Annotated in this window: 12 protein-coding genes; 3 read left to right on the top strand and 9 right to left on the bottom strand. The window is 47.6% G+C overall.

Features of this window, described 5'->3' with window-relative positions:
* Positions 1–250: 250 nt before the first annotated feature.
* Together FC82_RS01215 and FC82_RS01210 are read left to right on the top strand one after the other, a co-directional pair.
* Positions 251–718: a universal stress protein gene (locus tag FC82_RS01215; protein ID WP_054759196.1), complete on the top strand. Its 468-nt coding sequence runs from the start codon at positions 251–253 to the stop codon at positions 716–718.
* A 214-nt stretch (positions 719–932) separates the two neighbouring features.
* Complete coding sequence (locus FC82_RS01210; protein ID WP_054759198.1) at positions 933–1,838, top strand: RluA family pseudouridine synthase; 906 nt, start codon at positions 933–935, stop codon at positions 1,836–1,838.
* A 126-nt stretch (positions 1,839–1,964) separates the two neighbouring features.
* Here FC82_RS01210 and FC82_RS01205 read toward each other — a convergent pair whose 3' ends face one another.
* Together FC82_RS01205 and FC82_RS01200 are read right to left on the bottom strand one after the other, a co-directional pair.
* Complete coding sequence (locus FC82_RS01205) at positions 1,965–3,182, bottom strand: ABC transporter permease (RefSeq protein ID WP_056996098.1); 1,218 nt, start codon at positions 3,180–3,182, stop codon at positions 1,965–1,967.
* Entirely contained in the window at positions 3,175–4,071 is an 897-nt protein-coding gene (locus FC82_RS01200) for an ABC transporter ATP-binding protein (RefSeq protein ID WP_056995984.1), read from the bottom strand. The genes FC82_RS01205 and FC82_RS01200 overlap by 8 nt, the downstream gene beginning before the upstream one ends.
* Before the next feature lie 526 nt (positions 4,072–4,597).
* Here FC82_RS01200 and FC82_RS01195 point away from each other — a divergent pair.
* Positions 4,598–5,512 (top strand): DMT family transporter, encoded by a 915-nt coding sequence (locus FC82_RS01195; protein ID WP_054759200.1) that lies wholly within the window; start codon positions 4,598–4,600, stop codon positions 5,510–5,512.
* Between the two features lie 143 nt (positions 5,513–5,655).
* On the opposite strand, the gene FC82_RS01190 is transcribed toward FC82_RS01195, so the two are convergent.
* The 7 genes from FC82_RS01190 to FC82_RS17070 all read right to left on the bottom strand — a co-directional run.
* Positions 5,656–6,330 carry a GDSL-type esterase/lipase family protein gene (locus tag FC82_RS01190; protein ID WP_054759289.1) on the bottom strand — a complete coding sequence of 225 codons (675 nt, stop codon included), beginning with the start codon at positions 6,328–6,330 and terminating at the stop codon, positions 5,656–5,658.
* 244 nt (positions 6,331–6,574) lie between these two features.
* Positions 6,575–8,374 (bottom strand): ABC transporter ATP-binding protein, encoded by a 1,800-nt coding sequence (locus FC82_RS01185; protein ID WP_054759202.1) that lies wholly within the window; start codon positions 8,372–8,374, stop codon positions 6,575–6,577.
* A 30-nt stretch (positions 8,375–8,404) separates the two neighbouring features.
* Positions 8,405–9,085: a MarR family winged helix-turn-helix transcriptional regulator gene (locus tag FC82_RS01180; protein WP_056995983.1), complete on the bottom strand. Its 681-nt coding sequence runs from the start codon at positions 9,083–9,085 to the stop codon at positions 8,405–8,407.
* A 162-nt stretch (positions 9,086–9,247) separates the two neighbouring features.
* Positions 9,248–9,781 (bottom strand): putative quinol monooxygenase, encoded by a 534-nt coding sequence (locus tag FC82_RS01175; protein WP_054759206.1) that lies wholly within the window; start codon positions 9,779–9,781, stop codon positions 9,248–9,250.
* A 71-nt stretch (positions 9,782–9,852) separates the two neighbouring features.
* On the bottom strand, positions 9,853–10,407 hold the full coding sequence (locus FC82_RS01170; protein ID WP_054759208.1) for a hypothetical protein: 555 nt from the start codon (positions 10,405–10,407) through the stop codon (positions 9,853–9,855).
* 503 nt (positions 10,408–10,910) lie between these two features.
* Positions 10,911–13,289, bottom strand: coding sequence for a phosphoketolase family protein (locus FC82_RS01165; protein WP_054759210.1), 2,379 nt, complete (start codon positions 13,287–13,289; stop codon positions 10,911–10,913).
* 307 nt (positions 13,290–13,596) lie between these two features.
* On the bottom strand, positions 13,597–13,868 hold a 272-nt coding region (locus tag FC82_RS17070; protein ID WP_235809147.1), incomplete at its 5' end, for a hypothetical protein.

Raw genomic sequence — 13,868 nt, 5'->3', positions numbered from 1 at the left:
AAAAAGAAACCGCTTAACTTTTTTACATAACTGCCTAAATGTCGGGCTTTACAGCGGACATTATCGTGCATTTATACACAATCTTTGGGTAATTTGCCAAAAATGGGACCTTTTTTGTTAAAGCAATTTCCGAGATTATGGTAAACTAGAGGGTGAAGTACAAATGGTTCTCTTTGTTGGGCAAAAACCATCGCGTGCTTACAAAAAGCTTCACCGTAAACTGATATTTAAATGTTAGGGAGTGGCGCATATGAACCAACAATACCAAAACATTTTGGCCCCAGTTGATGGGTCAAAAGCTACCGATCCAGTACTTGAAAAGGCAATCGAAGTTGCAAAGCTAAACGATACGCATCTGGATATTCTGAATGTGTTGGAAGTCAACCAATTCAGTGATACCTATGGTGGTGCTGTAAGTGGTGACGTCATCTACAAACTTTCTGAAGACGTTCAATCCCGTTTGGCTGAACTTAAGCAAAAAGCCTTAGATGCTGGTGTTCCTTCAGTTGACATCCACGTGCGTTTCGGGAATCCAAAGCCCGTTATCGCCCGTGAATTCCCAGCTGGCCACAACACCCAGCTGATTGTCATCGGCTCCACTGGTCTGACCGCTGTTGAACGGTTAATGATCGGTTCAGTTACCAACTATGTTAGCCGTTCTGCTGTCTGCGATGTTTTGATCGTAAAGCCGGCTGAATTAGCTAAGTTGGATAAGTAGTGGTTTTATTATAAATTAAACACTAGCGGGGTGTACATTTGTGCAACCCGTTTTTGTTTGTTTGGGATTTGCTATAGAATCGCGGCACGCCGTAATATGGCGCTCTGCTGCAGACTCACAAATGAACCAGCTCAATTTCTACTGAAATTTTCATTCCCAGTCAGTAGTTTCACCCCCCTAATCTCAGATACAAGAATCCAAACGAGGTCTTCTCATGCAATGGCAACATTCCGCAACGTTACCCGATAATTTCATCACCAAACCGCTTCGCCAGCTGCTCATGCAGGACTGGTTAATGCCCAAGCACCTCGTCTACAGTCTTAAGCTTGGACAGCGGGTGCTTGTTAATGGCGCTTATTTGCCCGTTAATTTTGAGGTTCGAGCTGGTGATCATATTTTGCTGACGTTCTTGCCCACTGATTTCCAAACGCCTTTTCAAAACATTGCCCCAGATAGTGCGGCCACGGTGGCAGCAGTCTACGAAGATACCAACATGCTTGTCGTGAATAAAACGCCCGGCAGTAAGACCCACGCAAACCAACCTGGGGAGGTCGGGGCCACTTTGAACCACGTTGCAGCCTATCTTTTGCCTAAGGCACAACAGCCCTATATGATCCACCGGCTAGATCAGGAGACCAGTGGCGCGCTGATCGTGGCAAAAGACCCCGCTGTAGTGCCCATCCTGGTTCGACTGATCAAAGAAAAACGCATCAAGCGGACCTACCTCACCTGGGTGCACGGGCGGTTGCAGTCCGAACACGGTACCATTAGCATACCGATTGGCCGTGACCCCGAAGACAAACGCAAACGTCAGATTGGCGGGATTCATCCGCAGCCTGCCACCACCCACTACCGCGTGATTCGGCGAATAGCCGATGCAACCCTGGTCGCGGTGCAGCTGCAAACTGGCCGAACCCATCAGATTCGCGTCCACTTTAGCGGCCTTGGGCATCCAATCATCGGTGACCCGCTGTACGCAGACGACGACCGCCGCCAGCGACTATTATTGCATAGCTGGCGGGTCGTGCTGCCGGTACCGTATGCGTTTGAGACAGTCAGGGTTGAGGCACCGGTGCCTGAAACGTTTATTGAATTTGAAAAACACAGTAAAAAATCGTAAAACCGTTGCGGGCTTTGCGATTTTTTGGTTTATATATAAAGTTAAGCCGTTCGTGGCATCATCTCCGAAAGGCAGAAGACTTCTGTAGAAGCGCGTCTACTCCGACTTTAAACGCCTTTCGCAGCTCTAGTTTGCCAATCCTCTCTTCAACCGTTTCCAAAAGCTCCCTTCATCCGTTTGCAGCATCAGTCCGCCATAGATTCGGCCGATGTACCAGGTCATCCCCAGCAACGTGGCCAGTAAGATCAGCATCGACAAACTAATTTGCAGCGTTGACGCCGTGCCGTTGATGACCCGCATCGGCATGAAATACGAGGAGAAAAACGGCATGTAGGACATGATGCGTACGAACAGCGCATCCGCGTTGCTCTGAAACGGGAAGGTGGCGAAAAAAGCAATCATGCTCAGGTAGACGGCCGGGTAGCCCGCCTTTGAGGAATCTTCCGGCTTCGCTACTAACGCCCCGCAGAACGCCGCTAAAACGGTATACAGGATAACTCCGACGAATAGGAACACGAGATTGATACTGAACAGGTTGCCCACCACCTGATTGATCAACGCGTGGTAGCTCGTATAGAGGTCCCGCGTTGCCGAAAAATGCTGGCCCGCAGTCAGACTTGCCCATCCGCCGATTACATAAACAACTAGCTGTGTGACGATCATCAACAGCACGCCGAAGATCTTACCCAGAAAGTATTTAATTGCCGTGGTGCTCGAAAAGATGATCTCCATGATTTTAGTGCCCTTCTCTGAGGCAATCTCCTGCGCCGTGATAGACGAGTAGGTCGTCAGAATCATGTACACCATGAAAACGAGAATCCAAAACGATGCCATCTTAGCAACCTTCTTTTGCCCGAGACTCGACGTCACTTTCTGTTGCACAATGGGCTGCTGTTGCAGCGTGGCAACTTGCTGCTTCGTCAGTTTGGCCTGTGCAACGTTTTGTTGGTTCTGCACACTCGTCAAGAAGCTCGTCAGTTTGGCCTTCCGACTACTGCTTAATGCTTGTGAGCCGCGGTAGACTGCTTTTAGCTGTTTGCCCTGAGTTAACACCACGTAGCCCTGAATCTTCTCGGTTCTTTGTGCTTGCTTTGCGGCTTTGACCGTTTTAATTGCCGGCGCTGCACCGTCTTTACCGAGGGTCTTCAGGTACGCTGACCGTAATGCCGGCTGATTTGACACCACTGCGATCCGGTCGCCGTTAGTCGCTGAATTAGCTGATATCCAGCCGATACCAAAGGACAGTGCAATCATGACAAACGGTGATAGCACGAGAATTAAAAAGCTCCATGACTTGACCTGACGCAGATAAGTATTCACGGTCACTAACCACAATTTACGCATGCCCATCACCCGCTTTCAGTCGGAAAATTTCATCCAGTGTTGGTGGTTGTTGACTAAATTCTTCAATGTAATGGCCACCGGACAATTCCTGGAAAATAGGTTGACCGGCAGCCGGATCATCCACCCGCAACATGAATCGGTGGCGGGACAATTGTTTCGCTTCAATTACGTGTTCTAACTGCAGTAGTGCTTCCTGCGACCAGTCCGTGGTGACGAAGATCTCGTTCTTGCCAAACTGCTCGCGAATCGCCCGAATCTCACCATGCAGTACCATGTTGCCGTGACGCAGCATCACCAGCTCGTCGCACAGTGCCTCCACGTTACCCATATCATGACTCGAGAAAATAATCGCTGCACCCTGCGCTTTGGCGTTTAGAATAGCCTGTTCCAAGAGGTCCACGTTCACTGGATCAAGCCCACTAAACGGCTCGTCCAGAATAATCAGGGAAGGCCGGTGGATCAACGTACAGATCAGTTGAATCTTCTGCTGATTACCCTTAGACAGCGCGCGGATCTTATCGGTGCGCTTCCCCTTCACTTCAAATCGTTGGAGCCACTCATCAATCCCCCCTTTGATTTTCCGTGCGGGCTGCCCCTTCAGTTGTGCTAGGTAGAGAATTTGCTGTTCGACTGTCAGCTTCGGCATCAGACTGCGTTCTTCCGGCAGGTAACCAATCTGGTCAAACACCGATTCATTAATGTCCTGGTCGTTCCAGGAAATGGTGCCCTCGTACTTTAGAAAATTCAAAATACTATGAAACGTGGTCGACTTACCGGCCCCATTTTGACCGATCAACCCCATGATCTCGCCATCCGCAACCTGAAAATTAATATCATGCAAGGCTTCCAGGTCGCCAAAATGTTTGGCTAAGTGCTCAATTTTAAGCATTGTTGCGCCTCCCCTTTAATTGCTGGTTTTATTGTACCAAAAATTAAAAAACCGCACTGAAAAGTGTCACAATTATGAGACCAATTTTCGTTTTTCTCCCATTTGGTTGTTAGCGGGATTTAGTAAAATATTTCAGAGTGCGGAGCGAGGCGTTTAGGGGGCGGAGTATAAGGTACTTTGAGCCCAAAAGGCCGGGCTTGCCTTTTGGGATCGAAGTGTCTTATACAGGAGCCCCCTGCCTCGCGGAGCACGTTTCAGCTAGATATGGGCAATGAACAAGAAATAGGCGTCCTTCGTGCAGAGCGAGGTGCTTAGAGGGCGGAGGCACGATTTGGCAAGCCAAGAGCAAATGAGCAAGCCAAATAACCGTCTTTAGCCTCACCCCCTACCCTTCCACATCAAGCCTCAGTAATACACACTGACTTCAAAAGTCCAATCATCCCCAAAGAAACGCATCCCCGGTATAAAGCACCACTACCGCACCAAAAAACGGGCACCCGCCCAAAATCAAGGAGTATTACCAATCATGGAACTTAAACAAGAGGTTGGCAGCAGCGTTCGTAAGGGCATGTTCTGGGCCATCATGGCTTCCACAATGTGGGGCATTTCAGGCACCGTTCTGCAATTCATCTCGCAAAATCAGCACGTCCCCGCCACTTGGTTTCTCTCGGCCCGAACACTCGGCGCCGGCGTGATTCTTTTAGTCATTAGTTTTCTGCGTTATCGCATGGCCATTTTTGACGTCTTTCGGTCCTGGCGGCTGATTGGCTGGCTACTGGCCTATGCCGTCTTTGGTCTCATGGCGAATTTACTGACATTCTACATGTCCGTGCAAACGGGAACAGCAGCGGCAGCAACTATCCTGCAGTACCTCAGCCCATTATTTATCGTTGTAGGCAGCCTGATTTTCAAACGTGAAAAGCCGTTTCGAAGCGACTTGATAGCGTTTGTCGTCTCGGCATTGGGTGTGTTTCTCGCGATAACGAAGGGCGACGTTTCTCAGCTGGCTATCCCAATGAATGCTTTATTATGGGGTATCGGATCCGGCATCACCGCCGCCTTTTACGTCGTGCTGCCACGGCCCATAGTGAAGGCTGGTCATTCCCCAATGGTCATTTTAGGTTGGGGCACGTTCATTGCTGGCATTTTGTTCAACTGTATTCGACCGGTGTGGGTCAGCACGCCGCCCATTACACCGACACTCGTCATGTCAATCAGCACCGTTATCGTGGTGGGCACAATTTTGCCGTTCAGCCTGCTGCTGTATAGTTCAAACTTCGCGCCGTCTGACGTAATCAGCATCGTGGATGCAGCCCAACCGGTGGTGACTTTTATTTTGAGTGTGCTGTTCTTAAGCCTGCAGATCACCTGGGTCGAGGTTGTCGGCTCAGCGCTGGTCGTGGTTGCAATTTACCTGTTGCAGAAAGGCCGGGCTGCGTAAAAAAAGAGACCGAAATCAATGGGATTTCAGGTCTCTTTTTAATTTGCTGATTTAAGGTGGTCCGTCATACCTCGGAGTGCGACGCAACCGTGTCGAAACGAGTTGCACAGAGCCGGCGCGTCCAAAACATTTTCACCCATTTTCTAACCTAAATAAGGTTTCAAATTCTGGAAAACGATATCGTAGCCCGCCGGCAGCATGTGCGCACCATCAAAGGTGAGTGCCGCCTTAAGATTACCAGCATCGTCGGTCAACCCGGCATTAGCGTTGATATAGTGAACACCATGTTTAGCGGCTAATTCAGCCACCTTTTTACTGGCCGCGGCCATTGCGGCATTGCCCCGTTTGGCCAAAAGTTGATTTTCATCCTCATCACTGCTGAACTTACCTGTGTGGTTCGTTGGGTAGTACGCCATGACGTAGACTTCGGTCGTTGGTAATTTTTCTTTAATCTCCGTCAAAATACTGTCGTAGTTTGCGAGGAATGTCGCTTCTGGTACGCCGAAACCAATGTCGTTGGAACCAATATTGATAACGATTTTGCTGGGCGCTAAATCAAAAATCTGGACCGCCATGTGCGCCAGCAGGTCAGCCGTTGTCGTTGCCCGAACACCGCGGTTATAGATGTGTTTGTCCAATCCAAGGTTGCGTTCAGATTGCATCTTTTCAATTGGAAAAATCTCCATCAGTGAAGAACCCACAAAGAGGATCTGCCCCGGTTTAACCGTTTTGTTTTCCTCCTGGTACCGTGACCAAAGCGTTTCTTGAAACTGCTGAATATCAGGATGTAAATTCGTTAATACCTTTGTTTCCTTCATCGTCATGATGACACTCCTTTTTATGACAAGCTAGTGGTCCACTTTAGTGCCTTAAACGTACGACAAACGACTGTTCACGGCAATATAAGGGCACCCAAGACCAAGCCCATTTTAGTCCTGGGTGCCCTTATATTCTGAGTGTAAACAACCTTTTGTCCCAGTTTCTTCCGGCGATTATTCCTGAAGATAAGTTCAAGAAGTTTTGGTTGGCAGCCCTGTGGAAACGAGTCTCACAAGGCACGCCCTAGGCTGTGGGTTGCGGCCCCTGTAACATCATTTGGTTTTGAACGTATTCCCTGTATAGCGGCAATTTATCCACCAACTGCTTGTGCGTTCCGTGTCCGCTGACCTGCCCCTTCTCAATGAAGTAGATTTGATCAGCGTCCACAATGGTACTCAACCGGTGTGCGATGACAAGCGTTGTCCGGTTATGCATCAATTTCTCGAGCGCCTTTTGTACCATCATCTCTGATTCAGAATCCAAACTAGCCGTTGCTTCGTCCAACATCAGAATCTCCGGGTCCCGCAGAAAAGCTCTGGCAATGGCCAACCGTTGTCGTTGACCGCCAGACACCTTCACGCCGCGTTCCCCAACCTGCGTGTTGAGTCCATCAGGCATGGCAGCCACAAAATCCTTGGCGTATGCCATTCCCAGCACATCCCACAGTTGGTCATCCGTATACTCACCGTCCAGTCCGTAAGTCAGATTGTAGCGAATAGTGCCGGCCATGATAGCAGCATCTTGACTCACTAACCCAATTTGGCTTCGCCAGTTGGTCAAGTTGACGTTTTTAACCGTGGTATCACCGATTTTGATCTCACCCTTATCCGGGTCATAGTAGCGTTCAAGCAGCCCGAAGATGGTTGATTTACCACCACCTGAAGGTCCAGCAAAGGCCACCACAGTGTTTGGCTTGGCCTCAAAGGAAACGTCTTGTAAGACCGGTTGATCCTTGTCATAACCGAAGTTAACGTGTTCAACAGACAACGTTTTACCATCCACACTGAAGTCGTCGCCAGAAGCCTGATCCTCTTCACCCATTTGAAGCATTTCTTGAATGCGAGCTGTTGAACCGCTCGTTTTAGCCATGTCCGTGAAGAACTGGCTCAGTTGTGCAAACGGGCCGATCATCTGGGTCAGATACATCAGAAACGAGATCAGTGTTCCAAACGTCATGGTGCCGGAAGCTACTCGGCTGGCACCGTAGATCAGCAACCCGATCATCATACCCATCATCACCATCTGCATCAGCGGACTGGAGATCGAGTCATAAATGGCTTCCTTCAAACCGATCTTGTACAGCTTCTCAATTTTGCCAGTACCGTCTTTGCGTTCCAGATCTTCAGCTGTTGACGACTTAACCAGCCGAATGTCGCTGAGGATCTCGCTGGACTGCCCATTAAAGTCAGCCAGCGCGTCTTGACGGGCAATCGATATCTTATGTGATTGGCGAACGACCGGCAGCATAACGACCAGCACCAGCGGCACCGCGATAAACATAATCAGTGTCATTTTCCAATCCATAATCAGCATCAGAACCAGCGCCCCGATTAACTGAAGAATCGACGTGACCATGCTGGGTACCGAGTTTGCCAGCAGGTCCTTGACCTGTGAGGTGTCGTTGATCAGCCGTGATGAGATTTCACCGGAGCGGGTCTCATCAAAGTAGCTGACCGGCAGCACGAGAATCTTATTCCACAGGAATCGCCGCAGTTTACGAACCACGTCTTCCCCGAAGAATCCCAGCACACTGCCGGAAACGGCACTGATCAAGGCGCTCACCACGAAGAACACGATAACAAGGCCCATCAGCCCGCTATTCATCTGGTGACCAAGCTGATTGATCAGTTGCTTGGCAAACTGCGGCACCATTAACTGCATGCCAGTGGCAATCAAACCAAGCGTAAGGCCCAGTCCTAATTGCCAAAAATGAGGTTTGATTCGGCCCACTAGTTTTGCGAAGGCCTTAAAATTAAATTTTTCGCGTTTGAATGAAGCGGCCTGCTGACCGCCCCGTGATGCTTCAGGTGCTCGACGTTGCATGATTGTGGTACTCCCTTATCCTGAACTTAATTACTTGTTTGAACCGGTATCCTCATCGTCTGGGTCAAAACCGTGACCGTTGCCCCAGTTTCCGTTACGTGGGTCACTGTCGTCAAAACCGCCGCGACGACCCCAGTCTTCGCGGCTGCGATGGCTGTGACCGTGAGGGTTAAACCCGCGGAAACTGCCCCGGCCGCCGAAGAATTGTTGCGGCGCCTTATCAAAGAATTCTGGCCGTTCGTCGCCCTCGTCCCATTTTTTAAACTTTTCATCCAAACTATCCGTCAGCTTGTTGAGCAACCGCCCGAATTCGTCTTTTTCATCATCGGTCAGACCGTCAAACAGTGCGTCAGAAAATTCCGTCTTAAAATCGTGGGAACTCTTGATCAAGTCGCGCCCTTTGTCGGTAAGTGAAATCAAACTGATCCGCTTATCATCAGGTGAGTCATGCCGTTCAACCAAACCGTCCTCTTCCAGTTTTTTGATCATAACGCTGACGGAACTTGGACGAATGTCCAGGGCTTCAACAATTTGGGAGTTGGTCAGCTCTTCCTTCTGTGTTAATAGGTAGATCAACCGCATCTGCCCGTGCTTTGGCTGCTGTGCCCAGAATTCTCGAGAACGTTTCGAAACAGCAGAATAGCCTCGTTTTTTGAACGTGTGCATCAGCCGACCAAATTCGTTTAATAAATCTCTTGAAGTGTATGTCATGTTTTGTTTCTCCTTTACTTAGTTAGACGTTATTATTTTAAACTAACAATTAAGCCTGCAGTAGGTTGAGCCAGCGTCATCGAGGTACCCGATCCCAGCTCACAAAATAGAGTATAATCACTTAGTTAGTTAAAGTCAACTAAAACTAACTAGTTATTTCGCCTACGCCATTTCAAATCCCGACAACGCCACGTGAACATTGACTTTCTCCGGCATCTTTGCCAGCAGATCAAACAGCCGTTTAGTTAAATGTCGCTTGAAATGACGCTGCATACTGCGCTCGTCCTGATAAAACTCAAGCGCCCAAACGGTGTCGGCCTCCTCAGTCGACCGGCAGATCATCCATCCAACCGGTTGGTCATCTGCATCGCTGACGTACATCTCGGTGAGTGCGGCTAACAAGTCTTCCCTGTGTCCGTACTCAGCCTTTAATTTCAAAAACATCGCGGGTTGATCCATTTCCAAGTCCCACGCAGATTGGGTTGTGCCGTCAAAACTGGATTCAATCATCGCCGTCGTCGAACTGATTGGCATCTCCACCAACTGATCATTTTCGTCAACGGTCAGCCAGACCCAGTCTAAACGCGGCATCGGTTTCGTTAACTGACGAATTGTATCTGTCGCCACTAACAATTGTTCATCAGGCTCAGTTTGTGTTGCAATCGTCCCTGTCGATTTCATAGTAGGTTGTTTCATTCGAGTCATCCTCTTCTTTTTGGAATTAGTTTAGTTCACAATAAGCTAAACTAACTTTCATTGCTTCTGTGTTAATCCATGGCAAAACCCGAGGTTAACACGTAAAATGGTACCTTAAGCGTTGCCGTGCCCAGCATATCGAAGGCCGGGTCAGCCGCAACATCCTTGAAGTACCGGCGCATGGCAGCGTCGTCCTCGTGAAAGGTCATCAGCCAAACAACATCCGAATCCTCAGCATCGCGGCTGATCACCCAATCAATGGGCGCGTCCGGATTAACCACCTTGTGCATTTGGCGAACCATCTCAAACAGGTTCTGGCCCTGACCAGCATCTGTATGTAATTTAAAAATGTATCCTGGTTGACCGGCTTCTAAAGCCCATACATGGTCCCGGTTGCCACTGAAGCTTGAAACCATGACGTCTGGGTCAAACTTCAGCGGTATTTCAAACAACAATTCATCTTCATCATCTTCGGTGCTCAACATCACCCAATCAATTGGACGTGTCAAGCTAGCATAGTGATTCATCTGGTTGGTGAGCCCCTTCACCTGTTCGTGTACGGAGCGGGTGTCGCGGTGCTGCTTGCCAGAAGTAATCGTTAAATCTGCGGTAGTTTTGCGATTCATCTTAATCATCCTTTTTTACGTTATGATTTTGATTTCTAATTTAGTTAGGTTGTGTTACCGCTAACTAACGATGACAATTCTAACCAGTTAGTTAGTTCTTGTCAACAGTAACTAACGATTTTTTTAATTAAGTTCGATATTTCGTAACTGTATTCCGGTGCATTCTGCAATTTAGCACGATACTGCAGTGGCTTTCGAGTGAGCTAAATCAACTGTCACGACGCGCCATTTGATTGGATCTCCCTCGACTGCCAATAGACCAGGCCTGCATAACCTTGATAAATGTAACTGTTGGCCTTCGCTTCTGTGAACCGGTTTTAACTTGCAATTTGCTTCTTAGTGCAAAAGGAAAGTTAACTCGTAGTCAGTTTAAAACAGCATATTAAGGCCGCGTGCAACAAAACAGAACATACGTAAATAAAATTCTGGAAACACAAAAAAGCGCGTCAACCCGTGAAGGTTGACACGCTTAGGCAGTTTATCAAGCTAATTCAGCGAGTGAATTACTTGAGTGGTTGCCACTTCCAGTTGTTAACTTCTGGCATATCAGTACCGTTTTCACGGATGTAAGCATTGTGCTTAGCAACCATGTCATCCATACGTTGTTCGAAGTATGCACCTTTAACAGCGTATTCTGGAATGCTTAATACGGCATCCTTGGCCAAGTGGTAACGATCAAGTTCGTTCAAGACACGCATGTCAAATGGTGTGGTGATGTCACCGTTCTCACGGTAACCATGAACATGAAGGTTGTGGTTGTGACGGTCGAAGAAGATGTCCTTAACTAAGTCTTCGAAGCCATGGAATGCAAAGATTACAGGCTTGTCAACAGTGAAGTAACGATCGAATTCGTCGTCGCTAATGCCACGAGGGTCGTTCTTTGGTGAACGAAGCTTCAAGATATCAACAACGTTGATAACACGAATCTTCATTTCTGGGAATTCGTCGTGTAATAATGATACAGCGGCGAAGACTTCCCAAGTTGGTTCACTACCAGCAGCAGCAAACACAATGTCAGGTTCCTGACCTTGGTCAGTAGAAGCCCAGTCGATGTAGCCCAAACCATTGTGTACAAGGTTAGTGGCTTCGTCAATTGAGAACCATTGTGGACGTGGGTGCTTTGAAGTAACCAGCAAGTTGATCTTTTCGTATGAACGGAAAGCAACGTCAGCAACAGCTAACAAGGTGTTAGCGTCACCTGGCAGGTATTCACGGATAAACTCAGGCTTCTTTTCAGCCAAGTGAGTTAACATACCTGGATCTTGGTGGGTATAACCGTTGTGATCTTGTTGGAATACAGTTGAAGTATCAACAAAGTTCAGTGATGGGTATTGGTTACGCCATGATTGTTCTGCAGCTTTACGCAACCACTTCATGTGTTGAGTCAACATTGAGTCGACAACACGACCAAATGATTCGTAAGTAGCGAAGAAACCGTGACGACCAGTTAATACGTAACCTTCTAACCAACCTTCAGCTTGGTGTTCTGAAAGTTGTGAGTCGATGACACGACCTTGTGGGGCCAAGTCTTCGTCGTAAGGTTCGTTGATGCCCTCTTCCCATTGACGCTTACCATGATCAAGCATGCTGTACAGACGGTTTGACTTAGATTCGTCAGGACCGAATGCACGGAAGTTGTCTGGGTTAAGCTTCATGGTGTCAGCAACCCAGTCAGACCAAACGATCATGTCTTGGGCTTCAGTAGCACCTGGAGTAGTGACCTTAACGGCGTAGTCCTTGTAGTTAGGGAGCTTCAATGGCTTAGGATCGATACCACCGTTAGTGATAGGGTTAACTGACATCCGTTGGTCGCCCTTAGGAGCGAAGTCGCGGACTTCTTGCTTGATAGTGCCATCAGCGTTGAAGATTTCTTCAGGCTTGTATGACTTCAACCAGCTAACCAACTTGTCAGCATGTTCCATGCTGTCAGCTGCGATAGGTAGCGGAACTTGGTGAGCACGGAATGAACCTTCAACAGGGTTACCATCGAAGTCTTCCTTAGGACCAGTCCAGCCCTTTGGTGAACGGAAGATGATCATTGGCCAGTTAGGCAATGAGTTATCGTTGTTCTCGCGAGCGTTCTTTTGAATTGCTTTGATTTCAGTAATGGCTTCGTCCAAAGTCTTAGCCATTGCTTCGTGAACTGGTTCGTGAACGTCTGGGTCTGCGACTTCGACGAACTTAGGATCCCAGCCCATACCTTTGAAGTAACTTGTTAAGTCTTCATCGGACATCCGTGAAAGGATAGTTGGGTTAGAAATCTTGAAACCGTTCATGTTGATGATTGGTAATACAGCACCATCTTTGATTGGGTTGATGAACTTGTCTGAGAACCATGAAGCAGCCAATGGGCCGGTTTCAGCTTCGCCATCACCAATTTCAACAGCGGCAATTACATCTGGGTTATCTAAGATTGCACCAGTACCGTGTGAAAGTGAGTAACCAAGTTCGCCACCTTCGTGGATTGAACCTGGAGTTTCAGGAGCGGCATGTGAGGCAACCCCACCTGGGAATGAGAATTGCTTGAATAATTTCTTAAGACCTTCTTTGTCTTGAGAAATGTTTGGATAAATGTCTGAGTAGCTACCGTCAAGGTATGAGTTAGAAACCATAACTTGGCCACCATGACCTGAACCTTCAATATAGAACATGTTCAAATCATACTTGTTAATCACACGGTTTAAGTGAGCGTAAATAAAGTTTTGAGAAACGATAGTTCCCCAGTGACCAATAGGCTTAACCTTAACGTCGTCAGAAGTCAAATCCCGGTCCAACAATGGGTTGTCCCGTAAGAATAATTGACCTACTGAAAGATAGTTAGCGGCACGCCAGTACTTGTCAACGCCTTCCAAATATTGTTTGGAATCGTAATCTACTGCCATTAGAGTAACACTCCTTTGATTGATTTAAGATAACTACATAATCTTAGCTGATAGAAATTATGGTGCGAAATTACCAATACAAAATTTTTATACTGATAATTTACAAACACTATATTAAACTGTTTTGAACAAAAGTCAACCTTTTTATAAATTGATACGGTCCAATTATAAAATAAGTAAGTCCCGTATCGATCAACTCCTGTGCATTATGTCAAATTTCGAACGTCTTGTCCACTGATTTGACGCGGGTTTAAGGAAATCTATGAGTTTGCCACAGGGTTACCGTTTTTGGTCTCCCTTTACCCCTCTAACTACGCAAAAAACGACCCTGCGATTTTTTCGTGGTCGTTTTTTTTATCGATTTATTTTCGTTGTGAAGCTTTTTCTTTGGTCTTAGTACTTGTTTGGTGAGTAAACTGCTGTCTTTTGGGACGGACGGTTTGGACGGCTGATTGAATTTATTATTGTAAATGCTTCTGTGGATAGATTTCAGTTTTAAATTCTGTGATCGATTTACTGCGTTGTTTATGGCTGCGCCTGTTTTAGGTCTCGGAGCCGAAACGTGTTCCTCAAGGCAAG

The sequence above is a fragment of the Secundilactobacillus collinoides DSM 20515 = JCM 1123 genome (assembly GCF_001435975.1).
Lineage (GTDB): Bacteria > Bacillota > Bacilli > Lactobacillales > Lactobacillaceae > Secundilactobacillus > Secundilactobacillus collinoides.
This window is presented reverse-complemented; position numbering and strand designations above follow the sequence as displayed.